Origin of the sequence: Streptomyces sp. NPDC093089, from assembly GCF_044754405.1 — a bacterium.
GTDB lineage: Bacteria > Actinomycetota > Actinomycetes > Streptomycetales > Streptomycetaceae > Streptomyces.
Genome location: NZ_JBIVPA010000004.1, coordinates 450,421 through 472,622 on the forward strand (window position 1 = coordinate 450,421; position 22,202 = coordinate 472,622).

The following is a 22,202-nucleotide window of genomic DNA, read 5'->3' on the forward strand; positions in this document are numbered from 1 at the left end:
ATGCAGCTGAACGCGATCTTCGCCAAGGACGTGCAGCGTCCGATCGAGGGCGTCATCAAGGCTGACGACACCGCGCACCTGGGCACTGAGGTCGACGAGTACGTCCTGACCAACGAGGCAGCCAAGGGCCTCGAACCCCTGCTTGAGGCGTACACGAACTACACCAACGCGAACGGTGTGTGGATCTCGGGTTTCTTCGGCTCCGGTAAGTCCCACTTGCTCAAGATGCTCGCCCACCTGCTCGGCGACGTAGACGGGCAGGAGTTCCCGCGCGAGCGTGTGTCTGAGAGCTTCCGGTCCAAGGCGCAGGGAGCGTTCCTCCCAGCCTTGTTGACCAAGGCCGACCGCATTCCCGCCAAGAGCTTGCTGTTCAACATCGATCAGAAGGCGACGCTCATCACGAAGGACCAGGGCGACGCACTGTTGAAGGTGTTCGTCAAGGTTTTCGATGAGAGCTGTGGCTACTACGGCAACCAGGGCCACGTGGCTCGATTCGAGCGGGACCTGGACAATCGCGGCCAGTACGGGGCGTTCAAGGCTGCGTACGCACAGATCGCGGGACGCGACTGGGCGCATGGCCGTGAGGAGGGTGTACTCGAAGAGGCCAACGTGGCCAAGGCATACGCCGAAGTCAGCGGCCAGACCGAGGGGACGCCGACCAACATCCTGACGAAGTACCGCAACGAGTACTCGGTGTCGATCGAGGACTTCGCCAACGAGGTCAAGGCGTGGATCGACAGGCAGGCCGTGGGCTTCCGGCTGAACTTCTTCGTGGACGAGGTCGGCCAGTTCATCGGGTCCAACACGCACCTGATGCTGAACCTCCAGACGATCGCCGAGTCTCTGAATACCAAGTGCCAGGGGCGAGCGTGGGTGTTCGTCACTTCCCAGGAGGACATGGACAAGGTCGTCGGCGACCGCACCAAGCAGCAGGGCAACGACTTCTCCAAGATCCAGGCGCGATTCAGGACACGAGTCAAGCTCACCAGCGCCGACGTTGAGGAAGTCATCCGCAAGCGGCTGCTGGAGAAGAACGAGGTGGGTGAGTCTGCGCTGGCGACGGTGTACGCCGAGCAGCACGCGAACTTCAAAACACTGTTCGACTTCGTTGACGGCGCGAAGATCTACCGCAACTACACGGACGAGGCGCACTTCGTCGACACCTACCCGTTCGTCAGTTATCAGTTCCCCCTCTTCCAAGCGGCGATAGAGGGCATCTCGGACCACAATGTGTTCGAGGGCCGCAACAGCTCGGTCGGTGAGCGCTCCATGCTCGGCGTCGTGCAGCAGGTCGCCAAGGACGTCGGCGACGTCGAGGTGGGCAGACTCGCGACCTTCGACCACATGTTCGCTGGCGTCCGTGCCTCGCTGAAGTCTGCCGCGCAGCGCTCGATCGATGTCGCCGAGCGCAACCTCGACAACGAGCTTGCTGTGCGCCTACTCAAGGCGCTGTTCCTGGTCAAGTACGTCGAGGGCTTCCACGCGACCCCGCGCAACCTGACCGTGCTCGTCTACGACCGGTTCGGGCTTGACCTGCCCGCACTGTCCAAGCAGGTACAGGAGGCCCTGACGCTGCTGGAGACTCAGACGTACGTGCAGCGCAACGGCAACGTCTACGAGTACTTGACCAACGAAGAACAGGTCATCGAGGAAGAGATCAAGAACGTCGACATCGACGCCTCAGAGGTCAGCGGCCGCCTGTCTAAGATCCTCTCGGGTGAAGTTATCCGCACCAGCAAGCTGCGGTATGCCAAGAACGGCCAGGACTTCGCGTTCGGCTACAAGCTCGACGACCAGGTGTACGGACAGCAGCGCGAGCTGACGGTTCACTTCATCACCCCCGAGTACCCGTACGGTCCCGAAGAGATCCGGATGCACAGCGCCGGCAAGGACGAGCTGCGAGTCATCCTGGAACCAGACGAGCGTGCCTTGTCCGACCTGCGGCTGCTCATCAAGACCGAGAAATACACCAAGCGCAAGCAGACGACCTCGCTCTCGGCGATCGAGGACCAGATTCTGCGCTCCAAGGCGACACAGAACGCCGAGCGCGAGAAGGAGCTTGTCACACGCATCCGCCGGGCCGTCGGCAAGGCAGAGCTCGTCATCAACGCCGCCGATGTGGCTTCCACCTCGCAGGACGCCGTCGTCCGTGTGACCGACGGCTTCCAGGACCTTGTCAGCCGTACCTACACCCAGCTCAAACTGCTCGGCGGGATCACCTACAGCGAGCAGCAGGTCGCCTCGTTTGCCAACCCCGATCCGTCGGGCATCTTCGACGACTCGTCGCTGTCCCAGCTCGCCATCCCGGGCGAAGAGGTGCTCTCGTTCGTTCTGCGGCGTGACCGGCTTGGTGAGCAGGTGACTGTCAAGACGATCGCGGGTGCTTTTCAGGCGAAGCCCTACGGCTGGGACCTCGCCTCGATCGAGGTCGTCATCGCGTGGCTTGTCGGCGCCTCGAAGCTCACGGCCATCGTCGACGGAAACGCCCTGAAGCGCACTGAGGTCGCGGCGGTGCTGCGCAACACGCAGAAGCACTCGCACGCGGTGGTCGCTCCACAGAAGGTCTTCGACGGGCGCAAGGTCGCCGCGCTCCGTACGTTCTGCACCGACTTCTTCGACGAGGCAACGGCCGCGCCGAAGGACCCCCTGGAGCTGGCCCGGCACGCTAGCGACAAGCTGCGCGGCAAGCTCGATGAGCTGAAGGCGCGGGTGAACGGGTCGAAGTACCCGTTCGTGGAGCAGCTGGCCGCCCCGATCGCGCTGCTCGAACAGGTCGTCGACGAGCCCGACGAGTGGTACCTGACCGAGTTCGGCCTCGGCGACGAGCTGCTCGACGCCAAGGAATCCGTGATCGACCCCATCCAGTCGTTCCTCAACGGAGGCCAGCGCGCCATCTACGACGAAGCCGCCACCCTGCTCGCGGTGAGCACGAACAACCTCGGCTACCTGCCCGCCGGCAGCGACACCGAGGTGAAGCGGTTGCTCGAAGACCCCAACGCGTTCCGTGGTAACCGCATGACCCAGCTCAAGCAAGCCGCGGAGGCGCTCGGCAAGCAGGTCGACGAAGCGCTCGCGACCAACCGTGCCACGGTGATTAAGGCCATTGAGGCACGAAAGACCGAGGTGCTCGGCAGCGCTTACTACGAGAACGCCACCGAAGACGCACAGCAGAGAGTCATTCACACGGTCGACCAGGTCGTCGATCGAGTCGGTAACGAGCGGCAGATCGGGCTCATCCGTGAGCAGGGGAACAGCTTCGAGGAGGAGACCTACCCTGCGTTGCTCGATCAACTCGTCTCTTCGGCCCGCCCGGCGGGCGACACCGACGATCCCGCACCCGCGCCGGCCAAGCAGACGGTCTCGGTCAAGACCATCTCCGTGACAGGTGCTCAGGGTGTGCTGGAGACTGCCGAGGACGTCGATCGGTACCTTGACGCACTCCGTAGCGCCCTGCTGTCCACACTCAACGCCGGAAAGCGAATCACGCTCTGATGGAAACCGCTCCGCTCAAGTCCTTCGCCGCCTGGGCGCGCGCCGCACTCATCCGCGAGGTAGCGGCCCGCATCTCCGTCGTGCTCGCTCCCGCCTCGCCCGAGCAGGTCGAGCAGCGCACCGCCGTCGCGGCACTGGAGAAGGCCGTCAATGCGGCTGGCGGAGGCGGCACGGGCCGCGCCGCTGTAGCGGACAAGGTTGCCTATACCTGGTTCAACCGCATCATCGCGCTGCGGTTCATGGACGCCAACGGCTACACCGGGATCGGAGTCGTTTCGCCCGAGCGAGGCCGCGAGGGCGGCCAGCCGGAGATCCTTGCCGAAGCCAAGCGCGGGAACATCGACAGCACGGTCGTCACCAACATGCGCACCGCTGAGACAGTGACGAACCTGCTCAACAGCACGCGCCGCAGCGACGACCCACAGGGCGAGGCGTACTCGCTGCTGCTCGCGGAGTACTGCCGCCACTGGAACCGCTCGATGCCGTTCATGTTCGAGCGCGAGGGCGACTACACCGAGCTGTTGATGCCCGCGAACCTGCTCGCCGACGACTCAGTGCTGGCCCGTGCCGTCACCGTGCTCACGGAGGACGTCTGCCAGGACGTCGAGGTCATCGGCTGGCTGTACCAGTTCTACATCTCCGAGCGCAAAGACGAGGTCTTCGCCGGGTTCAAGAATAACAAGAAGGCCGGCGCTGCCGAGATCCCCGCTGCCACTCAGCTCTTCACCCCACACTGGATCGTTCGCTACCTCGTCGAAAACTCCGTGGGACGGCTCTGGCTGCTCAACCGGCCCGCTTCCCGGCTCGCCGATCAGATGGAGTACTACATCGCTCCGGTCGACGAAGAGACCGACTATCTCAAGGTCGCCGGCCCCGAGGAGCTGAAGGTCCTCGACCCCGCATGCGGCTCCGGGCACATGCTCACCTACGCATTTGACCTGCTGTATGCCATCTACGAGGAAGAGGGCTACGCGCCGTCTGACATTCCGGGGCTGATCCTTGCCAACAACCTCTATGGGACCGAGATCGATCCCCGTGCCGGTGCCCTGGCCGCGTTCGCGCTCACGATGAAGGCGCGCTCTCGTCAACGGACCTTCTTTAGCAAGCAGGTCGAGCCGAATGTCTGCGTGTTTGAGCCGATCTCATTCACGTCGACCGAGTTGGACGCGCTCGTCACTGATGACGGTGACCGATCCGAGGAGGAGGCGTTTTGGAACCAGTTCGAGAACGCTGACACCTTTGGGTCCCTCATCCGGCCCGACATCAGCCTGACGACGCGCCTCGGGCAGGCTCTTGAGCGTCGGCCAGTTGGGGCCGACCTCATTCAGGCGAGCATGGTCGACCAGGCTCGGCGCGCTGTTGCGCAGGCCGAATTCCTCGCGCGACAGTACGCGGTTGTCATCGCGAATCCTCCGTACATGGGCTCCGGGAACATGGGGCCCCTCCTGTCCGAATTCGCCCGCGACCAGTACCCCTCCACCAAGGCCGACCTATTCGCGATGTTCATGAAGCGTTGCCTCCAGCTGACGCGTATCGGGGGCTGTACGGCCATGATCACCATGCAGTCGTGGATGTTCCTGGCCTCGTTCGAGAGGCTTCGGCAGAGCATCCTCAACACGGCACCTCCGTCCTCCATGGCCCATCTAGGTGAGCGCGCCTTCGACACGATCGGCGGTGCAGTCGTTTCCACTGCCGCATTCGTCCTGCAGGTCGGCAGGTCGCCGAAGGCTGTGGGCTCTTACATGCGCCTCGTGGAGGGCAGGAATGAGGCCGAGAAGTCGGCAGCCCTGGGGAAGATCGCCGCCGCAGGTGACGGTGGCGCGAGACCGGATATTTTCTGGAGCTCCTGTGAAAGCTTCTCTCAGATTCCTGGCAGCCCCGTGGTCTACTGGCTAACAGATTCCGTCCGCGGTGTGTTTACGCAGGGGCGCCCTCTCGGTGAGGTTGCCGAGTTGCGTGAGGGGCTATCGAGTTCAGACGCGAATCGCTTCGTGCGACTGTGGTGGGAAGTGTCCATGCGCTCGTGTGAGCTTGCCGCAGACAGTCCTGCAGCTGCGCGAGCGAGCAAGGCCAAGTGGTTCCCCTTCAACAAGGGTGGAGATTTCCGCAAGTGGTATGGAAATCAAGAGTATCTGATCAACTGGAGAAATGGCGGAGAGGAGATTCTGGCCGAGCGGCCTAAGTCGACCGTTCGTAGTCCCCAGTTCTACTTCCGCTCCTGTGCCTCTTGGTCGAAGATCTCATCGGGATCTCCGGCGTTCCGCAGATATCAGGAGGGCTTCGTCCTTGGATCTGCGGCCAAGTCGATCTATGTGGGATCGGGGCAGGCGCAGTCAGAGGATTTCCTGATGGGGATCTGCAACTCCTCGTTGATGCAGCTGCTGCTCGAAGCGAAGTCGCCGACGATGTCGTTCGTGGCCGAGGACGTCGGCAGTCTGCCCATCATCGGGGCATCGATGAACGCCGGCGGCGAGTCCATCATCGACCAGCTGGTAGAGAACTCCAAGGCGGACTGGGACGTATTCGAGACCTCTTGGAACTTCATGAAGTCTCCGATCGTCGATTGGTGCACCGACGGTAGGGTTTCGACGGCGCTCGATGCATACTCCGAGCACTGCGACACGCTTTCGCGGCAGCAGCGCTCGCTCGAAGAGTCCAACAATGAGCTGGTGGCAAAGCTTTATGGCCTCGAAGGCTCGGTGCGATGCGATGTCCCCTTGGATCGAGTGACTTTGAACCAGAACGTTGCGTTCAGATATTCAGGAAAGTCAGAGGAGCAGCGCGAGGCACTGTTCAAGCAGGACGCCGTGAAGGAGCTCATCTTCTACGCGGTGGGATGCATGTTCGGCCGCTACAGCCTCGACGTACCAGGTCTGATCCTGGCCGAGCAAGGGGCGACCCTGCAGGACTATCTCGCCAAAGTTCCTTCGCCGAGCTTCGAGCCCGAAACAGACAGCGTCATTCCGATCGTCGACGGGGACTGGTTCGAGGGCGACATCGTGGCCCGATTCCGCCAGTTCCTGCGGGCCGCGTTCGGTGAGCAGCACTTCGCGGAGAACCTCCGATTCGTCACCGAGTCGCTCGGAGTTAAGGACCTGCGCGACTACTTCGTGAAGTCGTTCTACAAGGACCATGTCCAGCGGTACAAGAAGCGCCCCATCTACTGGATGTTCTCCAGTCCCAAGGGATCGTTTAACGCCCTCATCTACATGCACCGCTACACGCCGTCGATCACTTCGACCGTACTGAACGAGTACCTGCGCGAGTACAAGGCGAAGTTGGAGGCCAGCCGCCAGCACCACGAGCGTCTGTCCGCAGGGACGGGCACGCCGAGGGAGAAGGCTGCCGCGCAGAAGGAGGTCGACCGCCTGCGCAAGGTGCTGCTCGAACTCGACGAGTACGAGCACGACGTGTTGTACCCGCTGGCGACCCAGCAGGTGCAGATCGACCTTGATGACGGCGTGAAGGCGAACTACCCGAAGCTCGGTGCCGCGCTGAAGAAGATCCCCGGTCTTGAGGCAAGCAATGGCTGAGACATCCGCCGTCCGGTCTCATCTGGAGCGGCGCTTCGAGACGCACCGGGTGGTGTTCTGGCACGACTCCGAGGGCGGGTATGCCGATGGCCTCGACTCGCTCGGCTTGGAGGGCGTCGAGATCCTACGTGTCGCCAACGACGAGTACGCGGTCAAGTACAGGATCCTGCACGAGGATCCTGACTCGAAGTTCCTTGTCTACCGTTCGGGTGCCGTGCCGGCGGGGATCGGCAACTGGTTGCTCGACCTTGAGCTGGCCTACGGGGTGTTCACCGCGGACAGGGCCTCGCTGGTACAGCAGGAGCTCGGGCTTGCCGGCGACGATGTCGGCGAGGTTGTGCAGGCCCACGAGAAGTTCTTCCAGGCGGCGAAGCGGGTGCAGGTCCTTAAGGGGCTGCTTCACGCGGATGATGACAAGCTGGTGTTGCAGGCCAAGATGGTGGCTGTGCTGCTCGGGCAGCGTGAGCACAGTCTCCTGGAGATCACCCGCGCCCTGCTGGTCGAGAGCGCCGGCGGCGCGGATGACAAGTACGGCGTCCTCGTCGAGTACGGCCTTGACGACTTCCACTGGCAGGGCGTCGCCTCGATCTACGGCTACACGTCGCAGAGTCCTAGCATCGATGACTTCGTGCTGTGGATGTTTCGGCAGGCCGCCGCAGGGTTCAAGTCCGAACGGCCGGGCGGACTGCGGAACATCCAGCTTGACTTCGCCAGCCTGCGTTACGACGTCCGCAGCCAGCAGGCGATGACCACGCTCGCAGCTCGTGTAGCTCGCGACCTGGACTACGCGAGCACGATCGAGGACACGGGCTTCCGGGACCTGCTGGACAACGACCTGTTCGAGGAAGTCGACCAGAAGATCATCAGCGATCTTGCGAGTGCTGTCGCCGACCGCACAGTCGCAGCCCGTGAGGTCACCGAGGTCATCCGCAGTCGGCAGAACAGCTTCTGGATCGACGGGTACCGCAAGCTGTACTCCGCGATCGGCAGCGCCTCCGACCTGCTGACCGCGCTCAGCGTGCTCGACCTGTCGATGCAGTCGTTCGACGAGGGCCTGGACCGTTACCGGAATGACTGGTTCCGTATCGATCAGCTCTACCGGCAGTTCGCCTATGCGGCCCGCACCGCCGAGCACGCCGGACCGCTGGAGAGACTGCGGGAGCAGGTCGAGTCCTTCTACGCGAAAAAATTCCTGTACACACTGGGCACCGCATGGCAGCAGCAGGTCGATGGCGTCGACCGGTGGCGCTCCGCTGTGCTCCGACCGCAGACTTCGTTCTTCGCCGACCACGTCAAGCCCATCACGCGGGACGGTCGGCGTAAGGCCGTCGTCATTATTTCCGACGCCCTGCGCTACGAGATTGCCGACGAGCTCGGTTCGCGTATCCGCCAGGAAGACCGTTTCGACGCGACCCTTGATGCCGTTCTGGGCGTCCTGCCGAGCTATACCCAGCTCGGGATGGCCGCGCTCTTGCCGCACGCCACGATCGGACATTCCGGCAAGGGTGATCGCGTCGCCGTGGACGGCCAGCAGTCCGCAGGAACCGACAACCGCAGCAAGATCCTCGCCGGTGTGCGGGGTGCGGCGGTTCCTGCCGAAAACCTGCTCGGCATGACCCGTGATGAGATTCGCGAGCTGTACCGGCAGCACCAGGTGCTGTACGTCTACCACAACCGCATTGACGCGACCGGCGACAAGCAGGGCACCGAGCGGCAGGTTTTCGAGGCTGCCGAGAAGACGCTGGAGGAGCTCGTCGACCTGGTCAAGCGCCTTGCGAGCGCCGACGCCACCAACATCTTCGTGACTGCCGACCATGGCTTCCTTTTCCAGGACTCCGCGCTCGACGAGGCGGGCTACCTGTCCGTCGCACCGCAGGGCGACAACATCGCCGTGCAGGCGCGCCGCTACGTGCTGGGCACAGGGCTGAAACCTGATCCGGCGTTCAAGACGTACACCTCTGCGCAGCTCGGGCTCGACAGTGACTACGAGGTGCAGATTCCCAAGTCGATCCATCGGCTTCGGCTCAAGGGCTCGGGTGCGAGGTTCGTGCACGGCGGCGCGGCCCTCCAGGAGATCGTCGTGCCGGTGCTCGCCATCAACAAGAAGCGTAGGAGCGACACTCGGCTGGTCAATGTGGAAATCCTGCCTGAGTCGGACAAGATCACCACTGGTCAGCTGGTCGTCAAACTCTTCCAGGCCGAGCCGGTTAGCGAGAAGGTCCAGCCGCGCATCCTGCGAGCCGGCCTGTACTTCGGCGAGACCCTCATCTCCAACCATGCCCCGCTGGTGTTCAACCAGGATTCGGCCGACCGGCGCGACCGGTATCAGAGTGCCGTCATGCTGCTCAGCCAAGATGCGAACGACTACAACAACCGGGCGGTCGAGTTCCGCCTGGAGGAGCTGATTCCCAACACGAACCAGTGGCGCGTCTACGGCAAGGCGATGTATACGCTGAAGCGCTCATTCGCGTCGGACTTCGACTTCTAGGAGGGGTGTGGCGATGAGCGGAGTGAGCGAGGTCAGCCCGGCGGAACCGGTCGGCCTAGACGCGCCGGCCGATGCAGATCCCAGACCGAGCGAGCTGGACAGCAAGATCAACCGACTCTTCCCGGGCGCCGTCGTGCGCAAGGACTTGGTCAAGGCCGTCAAGGGCAACGCCATCGTGCCGTCCTACGTGCTGGAGTACCTGCTCGGGCAGTACGCGGCCTCTGATGACGCGGCCACCATCCAGGCAGGCATCGACACGGTGCGCAGGATCTTGGCCGACCACTACGTGCACCGGAACCAGTCCGAGCTGGTGAAATCCACGATCCGCGAGCGCGGGCGGCACAGGATCATCGACAAGGTCACGGCCACGCTCAACGAGAAGGACGACGTCTACGAGGCCGAGTTCGCGAACCTTGGCATCAAGGGCGTGCTCGTTGAGCCCGCCACGATCAAGGCGCACCCGAAGCTGCTCGTCGGAGGCGTGTGGTGCATCAGCAACATCGAGTACTTCCACAGCGCCGACCCTCGAGTTGTGCCGTGGATTCTCGGCTCGATCAAGCCCATCCAGTTGTCGAACTTCGACGTCGAGGGCTATCTGATGGCCCGGCGCGAGTTCACCACCGACGAGTGGATGGACCTGCTCGTGCAGTCCATCGGGTTCGACCCTGAGCTGTTTGGGAGGAGGGCCAAGCTCATCCAGCTCGTGCGACTCATCCCGTTCGTCGAGCGAAATTACAACCTTGTCGAGCTCGGCCCCAAGGGCACTGGAAAGTCCCACATCTTCTCGGAGTTCTCGCCCCACGGCATGCTCATCTCCGGTGGCGAGGTCACAGTGCCGAAGCTGTTCGTCAATAACGCCAACGGGCGTATCGGCCTGGTCGGCTACTGGGATGTCGTCGCGTTCGATGAGTTCGCTGGCAAGAAGAAGCGTGCCGACAGGGCGCTCGTCGACATCATGAAGAACTATATGGCGAACAAGTCCTTCTCCCGCGGTGTTGAGACGCTCGGGGCTGAGGCGTCGATGGTATTCGTCGGCAACACCTCGCACACTGTGCCGTACATGCTTAAGCACTCCGACCTGTTCGACGAGCTGCCCGAGAGCTACCACGACTCCGCCTACCTCGACCGGCTGCACCACTACATCCCTGGTTGGGAGGTCGACACCATCCGCGGGGAGATGTTCTCGGATGGCTATGGGTTCGTCGTCGACTACATCGCTGAAGTGCTCAAGTCGATGCGGTCCCAGGACTACTCGGACCGCTACCAGCAACACTTCTCGCTCTCATCGGACATCTCAACGCGTGACCGCGACGGGATCCACAAGACATTCTCCGGGCTGATGAAGATCCTCTACCCGCACGGGGAGGCAACGCACGAAGAGATCGAGGAGATCCTGCGGTTCGCGATCGAGGGGCGGAAGCGCGTCAAGGACCAGATCCTGCGGATTGACTCGACGATGGCCGACGTCAAGTTCGGGTACCTGGACAGGAACGGAGCCTGGTACGCGGTCTCGACCCTGGAGGAGGACGAATACCCGGCTTACTACCACCGCGAGCGCCGCGGGCGTTCTGAGGTCGCTGATAGCACGATCGAACCGTCGCCGGGCGCGGCGGTGCCCGCTGTCCAGGGTGGGACTCCGGATGAGCACGCGCATGTGGTGGCTCCGCTGTTCGAGGGGCACCGCGAGTTCCAGGAGAACCAACGCGGCGTATCCTTCGACACGCTGCTCGCCCCCTACCTGCGCGGAGCAGGGCAGATTACGATCACAGACCCCTACATTCGCCAGTTCCACCAGGCCCGCAACCTTATGGAACTCATCGAGGGGATCGCCGTCCTCAAGGACGCCGCCGACGAGGTCAACGTCAAGCTCATCACCTCAGAGAGCAACGGCGGCGAGGACAAGGTCCGCAAGCAACTTGAGCTCCTGCTCAAGGTTAAGCAGGGCGCAGCAGCCGGCGGCGTCAACCTCGACGTCTCGTTCAGCAACACGATCCATGACCGCTCGATTGTCACCGACACTGGCTGGAAGATCGTGCTTGGCCGCGGCCTCGACATCTTCCAGTACGTCACCGGTGACGCGTTCGACCTCGCTACCAGGCTCCAGGGGTATCGCCAGGTCAAGGCGTTCGGTGTGACCTACATTCGCGAGGGCACGTGATTGAGGTGTTGACTGCGCTGGAAACAGCGAGCCTTCGCCCGAACGAAGGAGTGGTCGCCGACCGCTGTGTCTGAGCCCTGACGGACAGCGAGTGATCGCGGACCGGCGGACGTGGGCTCTGGGAGCCGTCTGGGAGCCGACCCGCTCCCCGGCTCCCTTCCATACCCGCCGAGACCAACCGGGACCATGCCTCTGACCAGGGCAAACGCCATCCGCGCTGGCAAGCGCAGCAACCGAACCTCGTTCGGGACAAAGAGGTTGCGGTTTCAAAGCCGCGAAGCACTTTTACTGACTGTCCAGGGAAGCACGCGGCCGGGCATCCCGTCGCATCATCGTCCCGAAAACGCCGGAAGTTTGAGCCGCCGGCCTGCAGCCGAACACGGAGCAGCAGGTCAGAGCCACCCCACTCCCCCATCCATCAAGTGCCTTCTAAGTACTTGGCCGCAGGTTCGAGTCCTGCCGGGGGCGCAAGAAAAGGACCCTCCTCGGGAGGGTCCTTTTTGCTGGTCGGGGTACTTCTCGATCGGGGACGAGGGGGCGCAGGCCGCCGAGCCGCGCGGCTCCGGTGCCGCCTCGACCGACATCGGCCTACGGTGCGCCCGTACGCGAAGTGGATGCGGGGGATTCCCTGCGTCCAGGTCTGGCCGGCGGGTCTCGGCGTCGGCTGCCGCGGCTCGCGCCTGATCCTGGCGGCGGGGAACGGCATCCCCGCCTTCCGTGTACGTGCCGTGTCTAGCGGTTCGTCGGGGTGGTGGACAGGCGGGCCGTCAGCGCGGCCAGCCAGAGCAGGCCGAGGGCCGCGCCGGCGGTGAACGCGGCGACGGTGGCGGCCGAGGCCGTGAAGCCGGCGAGGACGACCGCGGGGACGATGCGGGAGGCGACGGCCCAGTGTCGGTGGCCGCGGGCGGCGAGGGGGCGGGCCAGGACGAGGAACGCGGCGCACAGGGCGAGGTAGCCGACCGTCCCCGCCGGCATGTGCACGGAGCCGTGCCCGCTCATCACGGTCGCGTCGGGGGCGCCGACGGGGAAGCCCGCGCCCGCGTCCGCCGGGAAGGCCGCGGCGGCCCAGAAGGACGCCCCGAAGCCCCCGGTCAGGACCGGGCCCCAGGTGCCGCCCGCACCGCCGCCCAGTATCCGGCGCAGGCCTGCCGCGCCCGCGATCAACAGGGCGCCCGCGACCAGGAAGTTCACGGTCTGAACCCAGCCCGCCTCGCCGAGGGCGAGCTGGCTGATCGCGTTGCGGCCGAAGTCGAAGCCGTCGCGGAGCAGCCCCTGGGCGATTCCCACCCCGAGGAACAGCGGCCCCGCGACGACCGCTCCGGCCGTCAGGGCACGCGCCGCCGACCACGCGGCGGGCGCGGTGCGGACGGTGTGGGAACGGGCGCTGAGCGTCTGGGTCATGGCGGGCCGCCTTCCTCGTTCGGATCCTGTCGCACGTATGACCGGGAGGGGGCGGCGAAGTCATCGCCGCGGGCGGAGTGAACCGCGTCATGTCACGCCAGTCGGTTCGGTGGGGCCGCGGATCACGTAGGGGGTTGGGAGCCTGTACCGCCCGGGTTGTGGCCGGCCGGGCCAGGACGTCGGGGCGTTATGCTCGCCGTCGACGTCCTGGCCGTCGGGGGCGTTGTGCTCGCCGTCGTCAGGCGCGGCTCGCCCCGTACAGCGTGAGCATCAGCGTCACCACGGCGACGCCGACCAGGAGCGCGGCGCCCAGCTGTTCGTCGCGCCGGGCTTCACGTACGACGAAGAAGCCGACGAGGGCGATCAGGGCGAGAGTCGGGAGGTCGGGCACTCACGCCTCCCGCGTTTCCGCGCCGTCCCGGCCGTGGCACGGCCGGCGTCCGAGGCGCTTGAGCTTGCGGCGTACCCGCTCGCCCAAGGCTTCGGCGTCCCCTTGCGCCTGCGCCTGCCGCTGCGCCTGCGTCTGTGTCTGTGTCTGTGTCTGCGAGACAAGGGCCAATACCGTGGCGGCCGCCTCGGTCCAACTCGACGTGCTCGGGTGGGACCAGGCGAGTGCGACGGCCCTCTCGGTGGGGGTCAACTGGTCCAGGACGGCGAGCACGTGCGGGTTGTCGGGGAGTGTTCCCGCGAGGACGTCGGCGGGGTCGGGGCCTCCTGCGACGAGGTCGGCGAGGGTCAGCCCGTTCTCCAGGATCGGCACGTCGAGGCTGAGGAGCCGCTCCCCGGCGCAGCGTCGGCGCCACAGCGGCGTCAACTGTCGGTGGATCTCCCTCACCTCGCGCATCAGTTGGGCGAGGGCCCCGCGGCGGATGGTGCCGTGTGTGTACAAGGTGCTCGCCCAGTCGCCGAGGAGTGCCGTGGTCACCGGTTCCTGCCAGCGGGCACCCCGCCAGAAGCCCAGGTCGACGGCCATGAACTTCTCTACGAGTTCCGTGTTGCCGAGCACGGCCTCGTTGCGCGCTTCCACGGCACGCGCAGCGAGCCTGGCTTCGCGGGCTTCGACACGGGCTTCCGGAGACTTCGACTTCTCGGCGCCCCGCCTGTCGGAGACAGCACGGTGCCGCCCCCAGTCGGCTTCTCCCTCGGTCCAGGTGTGCACGATGTCCCACGGTTCGAGTTTGGAGTTCTCCCGGAACAGTCGCCCCGCGAGCAGACGCCCCCCGTCCTGCTCGTTGCCGAAGTAGAAGTAGGAGCTGTCGCGGACTCCCCCATCGCCGCCGTACGCGAGGAGGTCGTCCTCGCCCAGTGCGGGGAGGCCGTGGACGGACCGCGGATCAACGGGCACGGGCTTCGGCTCGGGAAGGTCCCGCCACCGCCTCACCAGGCCGTATCGGGCCCAGAAGGCGTCAAGGTCCTCCGGGTCTTCCGCATGCTCCGGGTCTTCCGCATGCTCCGTGTGCTCCGTGTGCCCTGCGTGCTCCGTGTGCTCTGCGTGTTCCGTGTGCCCTGCGTGTTCCGTGTGCCCTGCGTGTTCCGTGTGCCCTGCGTGTTCCGTGTGCCCTGCGTCCCCTGTTACCTCGAACGCCTGCGGCTGCGCCTGCGCCTGCGGTTCCTCGGGAGCTTCCGATGTCATGGGTGGTGCCTCCAGCGGGTGGGTGTCGACCCTGTCTCCTCTCGGGCTCGGCAGCACCCTGAACCGGCAGTTCTGACGTCGGGAAGTCGAGTGATCTGCCTCACAGGCCTGGTGGGTCGCGCTGAGGCCGGAAAGGACCCTCCCTTCGGAGGGTCCTTTCCTAGGGGGGCGGGTCAGGCGGGGTGGGGGTAGGTGCGGGTGGGGAGGCGGTGGGGGGAGTGGGGGGAGAGGGCCAGGGTGAAGCCGTGGTTGGCGGCGATGGCGCGGGTGTGGTCGGCGGAGAGGGAGCCGTGGCGTTCGAGGGTGAGGGTGGGCATGCCGGGGCGGCCGTAGCCGGGGGTGTGGTGGAAGGAGAGGACGGTGGTGGAGGTGGTGGCGTGGTGGGGGTGGCGGCGGCGGGCGGCGGCGTCGTCGGCGTGGGCGAGGATGCGGACGTCGGGCTCGTGGCCGAATTCGGCGATGACGCCGTCGGCGGTCCAGTGGGCCGGTTCGTGGTCCGCGCCGGTGGCGTGGCGGGAGCGGTTGACCGAGGTGACGGAGAGGAATCCGGTGCCGGTGCGGTCCAGGGCCTCGGCGAGGAAGGCGTTGGAGGGGCAGGAGTAGCCGGGGACGATCAGCTGGACGGTGCCGACGCCGTGCTCGACGGCCGCGAGGTGGGGCGGGATGTGCGCGGCGGCGGGGCCCCGGACGCCGAACGGGCCGAGGTGGAGCAGCTCGTCGACGAGGTCCTCGACCTGGCGGCGCGGGAGCGGGACGGGGAGCCGGGTCCAGTCGAAGACCGAGCCGACGCGTTCGCGGACGGTGGTGACGCTGCCGACCTGATCGGCCGGGCGCCCCTTCATCCGGTTGACGCGCTCGACGACCTCACGGTCGGGGCGCGCCGTCAGGGCGTAGAAGTTGCCGAAGCCGTGCACCACGGCGGCCCCTTCGGCCAGCGCCTCCGCCGCCCTCCGCACGTCCTCGGCCTCACCCAGGACCAGGCCCCGCGTCGTGCTCGTCCGCTGTTCGCCCATCGCACACCTCCGACTGTTTCCGTTCGTTGATGACCGGGCAACGATCCGGACTCCCGCCGGTCACCGGCGGGGCGGGGCCCGGGGTCGGGACCGAGGAGCGTTCACCATCAGTTCATTGCAATGAACGAGTGGCGGGTTGTTGCATTACCTTCAGAGTCGTTGCAATGAATTTACTGCAACGACCTGCGTTTATTCGGTTTCTACGCAACGAAGTCATTGCCAGATCTTCAAACGCAACGCAGCTTTTCCCTTATCAGAAACAGCGGGCCGATGGGGTGCCCGCTGGACGAGAAGGAGAGAACGATGCAGAACTTCGCCACCGCCGCCGAGATCGTCGCCGTCGTGGACATCGCCGCCGGGAACATCCGGTTCGTCGCGGGTGACAAGGGTGAGGCGACCGTGGAGGTCCGGCCGGCCGACGCCTCCAAGGGCCGCGACGTGAAGGCCGCCGAGGAGGTCGAGGTCGGGTACGCGGACGGCGTGCTGCGGATCGCGACCCCGGCCGCGCGGAACCGGGTGCTGGGCAACTCCGGGGTCGTCGAGGTCGGCGTCCGGCTGCCCGCCGGGTCGCGGGTCGAGGCCAAGACGGCCGCCGGTGAACTGCTGGGTACCGGCCGGCTCGGGAACGTCGTGTTCGAGGGGGCCGCCGGCCCGGTGCGGCTCGACGAGATCGCGGGCGGGCGGATCGTGCTGCAGGCCGGGAGCATCGCGGTGGGCCGGCTCGGCGACACGGCCGAGATCAGGACGCAGAAGGGCGATATCGACGTCGCGGAGGCGGTACGGGGCACGGTCACGCTCCGCACGGAGGCCGGCGGCATCACCGTCGGCGCGGCCCGCGGCACGTCCGCGACCCTCGACGCCCGCACCGCCTTCGGCCGTATCGCCAACGGCCTCGGGAACACCGAGGGAGCCGACGCCGGACTGCGCATCCACGCCGACACGTCGTACGGCGACATCACCGCCCGGTGCGTCTGACGGCGGGCACGTGCCGTCAGGCGATGCGTCCGGCGGCATCCGCACCCCGCCAGCACCCGGGTGCGCCCGACGGCGGGCACGCGCCGCCACCCGGTGCGCCCGACGGCATCCGCACCCCGCCGCACCACTCGCCTGGCGGCGCGCGTGTCCTCGCGGTGCCCCTCTGACCTGCGGAGGGGCGCCGTTGAGGGTGGAATGGGGGTGGCGGACAGCCTGCCCGGGAGCAACGCCCGAATCATCGGAAAGAGGTCGACGGTGACCAATCTGGCCCTGAACCTGGCTCGGACCGCGGCGGAGCGGCCGGACGGTACGGCGATCCGGCTGGACGAGGTGGCGCTCGACTACCGGGCGCTGGAGGAGCGCAGTGCCCGGGTGGCGGGGTGGCTGGCGGGGCAGGGGGTCGGGGCGGGTGACCGGGTGGCGATCCTGCTGCCGAACATCCCGCACTTCGCCGTCGTCTACTACGGCGTGCTGCGGGCCGGCGCGGTCGCGGTGCCGATGAATCCGCTGCTGAAGTCCGGGGAGATCGGCTACGGCGCGGGCGACTGCGGGGCGCGGCTGATCCTGGCGTGGGGTCCGGCCATGACCGAGGCGGGCGCCGCGGCGGCGGAGCTCGGCATCCGGTGCGTCGACGTGACGGACCCCGGTTTCGCGGCCGAGAAGGCCGCGGCCGAGCCCCGCGGGGAGGTCGTGGAGCGGGGCGACGACGACCTCGCGGTGCTGCTCTACACCTCGGGCACGACCGGTCGGCCCAAGGGTGCGCGGCTGACGCACGGCAATCTGGGCTCCAACACGGCGGCCGTGGCACGGGTGCTCGGGATGTCGGCGTCGGACACGGTCTTCGGCGGGCTGCCGTTCTTCCACGTGTTCGGCCAGACCTGCGGGCTGAACGCGGCGGTGCTGACCGGCGCCCGGATCACCCTGCTGCCGCGCTTCGACGCCGCGAAGGCGCTGGAGATCCTCGCCCGGGACCGGGTCACGGTGATGGAGGGGGTGCCCACCATGTTCCTCGGACTGCTGGCCGCCGCCGAGGCCGCCGGTTCCACCGGGCTGACGGGCGAGGAGGGGCTCCGGCTCTGCGTGACCGGCGGGTCGGCGATGCCGGTGGAGGTGCTGTACCGCTTCGAGTCCGCCTTCGGCTGTCCCGTCGTCGAGGGGTACGGCCTGTCGGAGACCGCCCCGGTGGTGACCTTCGGGGCACTGGACGGCCCGCGCAAGCCGGGGTCGATCGGCACCCCGATCGAGGGCGTGCGGGTCCGGCTGCTCGACGACGAGGGCAAGGAGGTCGCGGGGGGCGGGGTCGGCGAGATCGCCGTGAAGGGCCCGAACGTCATGGCCGGCTACTGGAACCGTCCCGAGGCCGACGCCGCCGCCTTCACCGACGGCTGGTTCCGCACCGGGGACCTCGCGCGCCGCGACGAGGACGGCTTCTACTTCATCGTGGACCGCAAGAAGGACCTGGTGATCCGCGGCGGGTACAACGTCTACCCGCGCGAGGTCGAGGAGGTCTTCTACGAGCACCCGGCCGTCGCCGAGGCCGCCGTGGTGGGCGTGCCGCACGAGGTGCACGGCGAGGAGGTCGCGGCCGTCGTGTCCCTGAAGCCGGGCGCCCAGGTCACGGCGGACGAGCTGCGCGCGTTCGTGAAGGCCCGGGTGGCCCCGTACAAGTACCCCCGGATCGTCCGGCTCGTGCCGGGGCTGCCCAAGGGGCCGACGGGCAAGATCCTGAAGCGGGAGATCACGGTCCGGGAGATCACGGTCGAGGACTCGGCGGATCAGCCGGGGTAGGAGTGGCCGGGCCGGAGTGGCGGAGTCCGGAACAACCGGAAGTCAGCTCAACCGAAGCCGGAGTAACGGAGTCCGGAGCAACGGAGCAGCCGGAGGGCGCGCTCGCGCTCGGTCGCCCGCCTCCCCCACCAGGAGCCGTGTGCGGGGGTGACGGCTCCTGTGGGTGGGGAGGCTACGGGGTCCGGGTCAGGAGGCGCGGGCGAGGCGGTTGGCGGCGAACTCCTCGGGGGACCAGGAGACGGACCAGACGTCGAGGGCGGGGTCGCCGGAGAGGATGGCCGTCTGGAGGCCCTGGAGGCGGGGGCAGGGTTCGACGCCGAGCTCGTGGTTGAGCACGGACCGGAGGCGGTGGAAGGCCTCCAGGGAGCGTCCGACGCGGCCGGCGCGGTAGAGGGCGATCATCAGGTAGGCGCAGAGGTTCTCGTTCATGGGGTTGCGGGCGACGACGCGGGTCAGCTCGCCGAGGAGGTCGGCGTGGCGGCCGAGGGCGAGGTCGGACTCGATGCGCCGTTCGAGGGCGCCGAGCCGGCTCTCCTCCAGGGACACCGCCTCGATCTCCAGGACGCTGCCCTTGCGGACGTCGACGAGGGCGGGTCCGCGCCACAACTGCAGTGCCTGGCGCAGTTCTTCCGAGGCGCGGCGGTGGTCGCCTGCCTCGGAGGCGTTGCGGCCGGCGCGGACGTGGCGCTCGAAGACCTCCACGTCGGTGGTGCAGGTGCCGTCCTCCAGGAGGTAGCCGCTGTGACAGGTGCCGAGTATCTGGCGCACGCCGGGGCGGTCGGAGTCGGCGGCGGCCAGGGCGTTGCGGAGCTGGAGCACGTACGTCTGCAGGGTGGTGGCGTGGCTGCGCGGGGGGCGGTCGCCCCACAGTTCCTCGATGAGCGCCGGTACGGTCACGACCCGGCCCGCGTTCAGGGCGAGGAGCGCGAGTACCTGACGCTGCTTGGGGGCGCTCGCCGTCACGGGGGTCCGGTCGAGATGCAGGGACAGCGAGCCGAGCAGTCCGATGCTCAGCGGTCCGGGCTGCTGACCGGCGTTGACGGGGTCGAACCTTGTAGGACCTTCGGACATTGCGTTCCTCCAGGCATCGCACCTATCGATCTCGGTCTCCAGCATGCCGAGAGCGCCGGGAGTTGCCCACTGAGCTGCGCATCTCTCCCATGTGAAGAATTCACATGGGGAACATGAATCGGCGCATGGCGGCCCTCGCCGGGGTCGCTGTTGACTTCGGGGCACCGCAGCGACGAACCGGCTGCGGCAGGCGGCAGAGAGAGGCGACGACATGCAGACCACTCCCGGCTTCGACGACCTGGTCATCGAGAACCTCGACGGCTCCCCCTCCGACGGGGAGAACCCGGCCCCTTGGTGTTACACCCTGCCCGTCGACGCGGCGCGATAGAGCGGCGCCACCGTGCAGGCTGACGGACGGATAGGTTTCCGGCGCCACTTCCGCGCCGAGATCGTCCCGGGCGAGGCGGTCTACCTCGTCTCCCCGCGGGGCACGACGGCGCTCTCCGGAGCGGCGATCCAGAAGATGGCCCCGCTGCTCGACGGCTCGTTGACCCTCCCCGAGCTGCGGGCGGCCGTGGACATCCCCACCGAGCAGCTGGACGGCATGCTCGGCCGGCTCGCCTCCGCGGGTCTGGTCGGCTTCCACGCCGACCGTCCGAAGGACGAGGCGGCCGGGGCCTACTGGGACCTCGCCGGGGTGGGCGATCCGGTGGAGGCCGAGGTGAGCGTCGTCGCGATCGGCGGCGCCGACGCGGCGGCGGCCGAGCGGGCCTGCCGCGCGGCGGGTCTGACGTGCGGCCCCGACGCGCCGTTCGCGCTGGTCGTCTGCGACGACTACCTCGACCCGGAGCTGGCCGTGTTCAACGCCGCCCGGATCGCGGACGGCCGGCCGTGGCTGCCGGCCAAGCCCTACGGGGCGCAACTGTGCATCGGTCCGGTGTTCCGGCCGGGCGACGGGCCGTGCTGGTCGTGTCTGGCGGTACGGCTCCGCTCGCATCGGCGCGGTGAGTCGCAGGTGCGGCGGGCGCTGGGCCTCGACGGGCCGGTGCGGGTGCCGGAGGCGTCGCTGGCGGCGACGCGTGAGCTGGGGTTGCAGACGGCGGCGCTGCAGGCGGCGAAGTGGCTGGCGGGGATGCGCGACGAGAGCCAGAGCGCGGTGTGGTCGCTGGACACGCTGACGCTGAGCGCGACCCACCATCCGGTGGAGCGCAGGCCGCAGTGCGCGGACTGCGGTGATCCCGGGCTGGTCGCGGATCTGGCGCGGCGGCCGGTGGTGCCGGTGTCGCGGCCGAAGGGCGTCGCGGCGGGCAACGGGCACCGGGCGCTGTCGGCGGAGCAGATGTGGGAGCGGTTCGGGCATCTGGCCGATCCGGTGACGGGGATCGTGGAGCGGGTGGTGCGTGATCCGCGGAGTCCGTCGTTCCTGCACTGCTACCAGGCGGGGCCGAACCTGGCGTTCGCCGGGGCGGATCTGCCGTCGTTCCGCGCGGGGTTGCGGATGCAGAGCGGTGGCAAGGGGCGCACCGATCTGGACGCGCGGGTGAGCGGCCTGTGCGAGGCGGTGGAGCGGTACAGCGCGTCGCGGTTCCGTGACGAGGCGACGGTGCTGGGGAGTTACCGGGAGCTGGCGCCGGACGCGGTGCATCCGGGGGCGTGCATGCTGTTCGACGAGCGGCAGTACCGGGAGCGGGAGCGGTGGAACGCGCCGGGCATTCCGTTCCAGTACGTGCCGGAGCGGTTCGACGAGGACGCCGAGATCGAGTGGACGCCGGTGTGGTCGCTGACCGAGGGCCGGCACCGGCTGCTGCCGACGAGCCAGTTGTACTTCGACGCCGACGGGGTCGGTTCGGTCGTGGCGGACTCGAACGGGAACGCGGCGGGCGGGACGCTGGAGGACGCGATCCTGCAGGGTTTCCTGGAGTTGGTGGAGCGGGACGCGGTCGCGCTGTGGTGGTACAACCGGACGCGGCACGCCGGGGTGGACCTGGAGTCGTTCGGCGACGCGTGGATCTCCGCTCTGCCGGAACGATTCAGCGAGCTCGGCCGCGAGCTGTGGGTGCTCGACCTCACCGCCGACCTGGGGATTCCGGTGATGGCCGCGGTGTCGCGCCGGGTCGACGGTCCCGCCGAGGAGATCATGCTGGGTTTCGGCGCGCACCTGGACCCGGCGGTCGCGCTGAGCCGTGCCGTCACCGAGCTGGGCCAGCTGCTGCCGGCCGTGACGGGCGGGTACGCGAAGGGGCTGCCGCAGCACCTGCTCGACTGGCTGCGCGGGGCGACGGTCGCCGACCAGCCCTACCTCCTGCCGGACGCGGAGCTTCCGGCGCGGACGCCGGCGGACTACGCGCACGTGCCGCGCGCCGATCTGCGGGACGACCTGGAGCACCTCTGCGCGCTGGCCGGGGCCCAGGGCCTCGAGGTGTTCGTGCTCGACCAGACGAGGCCCGACCTCGGGCTGCCGGTGGTGAAGGTGGTCGTGCCGGGTCTGCGGCACTTCTGGGCGAGGTTCGCGCCCGGCCGCCTGTTCGACGTACCGGTGCGGCTCGGAAGGCTGAAATCCCCTACGGCGTACGAGGATCTGAACCCCGTTCCGCTGTTCCTCTGAGCTTCTCCCGAGGCGCGCGCCAAGGGGGCAAAAAGCCCTGGAAGGAGGCCGGGGGCATCACCGCTGGTGGCGGTCGGGGCCCGTCGAAGAAGTCGGAAAAGTGAA

Annotated in this window: 12 protein-coding genes; 7 read left to right on the forward strand and 5 right to left on the reverse strand. The window is 67.3% G+C overall.

The features are described from left to right. Genes brxC through brxL form a run of 4 tightly spaced genes read left to right on the forward strand, consistent with a single transcriptional unit; the run spans position 1 to position 11,671 of the window. Positions 1-3,492: a BREX system P-loop protein BrxC gene (gene brxC / locus ACIQFX_RS12035; RefSeq protein WP_402461302.1), complete on the forward strand. Its 3,492-nt coding sequence runs from the start codon at positions 1-3 to the stop codon at positions 3,490-3,492. After that, the gene (pglX, locus tag ACIQFX_RS12040; protein WP_402461304.1) at positions 3,492-7,025 is read left to right on the forward strand and encodes a BREX-1 system adenine-specific DNA-methyltransferase PglX; all 3,534 of its coding nucleotides are present in this window, start codon (positions 3,492-3,494) and stop codon (positions 7,023-7,025) included. Before brxC ends, pglX begins: the two co-directional genes overlap by 1 nt. Continuing rightward, on the forward strand, positions 7,018-9,513 hold the full coding sequence (pglZ, locus tag ACIQFX_RS12045) for a BREX-1 system phosphatase PglZ type A (RefSeq protein ID WP_402461306.1): 2,496 nt from the start codon (positions 7,018-7,020) through the stop codon (positions 9,511-9,513). Before pglX ends, pglZ begins: the two co-directional genes overlap by 8 nt. 13 nt (positions 9,514-9,526) lie before the next feature. Then, positions 9,527-11,671 carry a BREX system Lon protease-like protein BrxL gene (gene brxL, locus ACIQFX_RS12050; protein WP_402461308.1) on the forward strand — a complete coding sequence of 715 codons (2,145 nt, stop codon included), beginning with the start codon at positions 9,527-9,529 and terminating at the stop codon, positions 11,669-11,671. A 732-nt stretch (positions 11,672-12,403) separates the two neighbouring features. Here the strand turns inward: brxL and ACIQFX_RS12055 are convergent. The 4 genes from ACIQFX_RS12055 to ACIQFX_RS12070 all read right to left on the reverse strand — a co-directional run bounded on the left by ACIQFX_RS12055 (position 12,404) and on the right by ACIQFX_RS12070 (position 15,718). Further along, entirely contained in the window at positions 12,404-13,072 is a 669-nt protein-coding gene (locus tag ACIQFX_RS12055) for a DUF998 domain-containing protein (protein ID WP_402461310.1), read from the reverse strand. 238 nt (positions 13,073-13,310) lie between these two features. Continuing rightward, positions 13,311-13,463 carry a hypothetical protein gene (locus ACIQFX_RS12060; protein ID WP_402461312.1) on the reverse strand — a complete coding sequence of 51 codons (153 nt, stop codon included), beginning with the start codon at positions 13,461-13,463 and terminating at the stop codon, positions 13,311-13,313. After that, positions 13,464-14,417 (reverse strand): hypothetical protein, encoded by a 954-nt coding sequence (locus ACIQFX_RS12065; protein WP_402461313.1) that lies wholly within the window; start codon positions 14,415-14,417, stop codon positions 13,464-13,466. A 461-nt stretch (positions 14,418-14,878) separates the two neighbouring features. Then, positions 14,879-15,718 carry a hypothetical protein gene (locus ACIQFX_RS12070; protein ID WP_402461315.1) on the reverse strand — a complete coding sequence of 280 codons (840 nt, stop codon included), beginning with the start codon at positions 15,716-15,718 and terminating at the stop codon, positions 14,879-14,881. Positions 15,719-16,021: 303 nt separating this feature from the next. Here ACIQFX_RS12070 and ACIQFX_RS12075 point away from each other — a divergent pair, with 303 nt between their 5' ends. Continuing rightward, on the forward strand, positions 16,022-16,693 hold the full coding sequence (locus tag ACIQFX_RS12075) for a hypothetical protein (protein ID WP_402461317.1): 672 nt from the start codon (positions 16,022-16,024) through the stop codon (positions 16,691-16,693). A 255-nt stretch (positions 16,694-16,948) separates the two neighbouring features. Beyond that, complete coding sequence (locus ACIQFX_RS12080; protein ID WP_402461318.1) at positions 16,949-18,481, forward strand: long-chain fatty acid--CoA ligase; 1,533 nt, start codon at positions 16,949-16,951, stop codon at positions 18,479-18,481. Positions 18,482-18,667: 186 nt separating this feature from the next. Here ACIQFX_RS12080 and ACIQFX_RS12085 read toward each other — a convergent pair whose 3' ends face one another. Then, positions 18,668-19,552, reverse strand: a complete 885-nt coding sequence (locus tag ACIQFX_RS12085; RefSeq protein ID WP_402461320.1) for a BTAD domain-containing putative transcriptional regulator — start codon at positions 19,550-19,552, stop codon at positions 18,668-18,670. Positions 19,553-19,892: 340 nt separating this feature from the next. Between ACIQFX_RS12085 and ACIQFX_RS12090 the strand changes: the two genes are divergently transcribed. Further along, the gene (locus ACIQFX_RS12090) at positions 19,893-22,097 is read left to right on the forward strand and encodes a TOMM precursor leader peptide-binding protein (RefSeq protein WP_402461322.1); all 2,205 of its coding nucleotides are present in this window, start codon (positions 19,893-19,895) and stop codon (positions 22,095-22,097) included. Positions 22,098-22,202 lie beyond the last annotated feature (105 nt).

What these genes read in the sequence shown, in the direction of transcription:
- brxC (WP_402461302.1), top strand. Translation starts at nt 1, where the DNA reads ATGCAGCTGAACGCGATCTTCGCCAAGGACGTGCAGCGTCCGATCGAG.
- pglX (WP_402461304.1), top strand. Translation starts at nt 3,492, where the DNA reads ATGGAAACCGCTCCGCTCAAGTCCTTCGCCGCCTGGGCGCGCGCCGCA.
- pglZ (WP_402461306.1), top strand. Translation starts at nt 7,018, where the DNA reads ATGGCTGAGACATCCGCCGTCCGGTCTCATCTGGAGCGGCGCTTCGAG.
- brxL (WP_402461308.1), top strand. Translation starts at nt 9,527, where the DNA reads ATGAGCGGAGTGAGCGAGGTCAGCCCGGCGGAACCGGTCGGCCTAGAC.
- ACIQFX_RS12055 (WP_402461310.1), bottom strand. Translation starts at nt 13,072, where the DNA reads ATGACCCAGACGCTCAGCGCCCGTTCCCACACCGTCCGCACCGCGCCC.
- ACIQFX_RS12070 (WP_402461315.1), bottom strand. Translation starts at nt 15,718, where the DNA reads ATGGGCGAACAGCGGACGAGCACGACGCGGGGCCTGGTCCTGGGTGAG.
- ACIQFX_RS12075 (WP_402461317.1), top strand. Translation starts at nt 16,022, where the DNA reads ATGCAGAACTTCGCCACCGCCGCCGAGATCGTCGCCGTCGTGGACATC.
- ACIQFX_RS12085 (WP_402461320.1), bottom strand. Translation starts at nt 19,552, where the DNA reads ATGTCCGAAGGTCCTACAAGGTTCGACCCCGTCAACGCCGGTCAGCAG.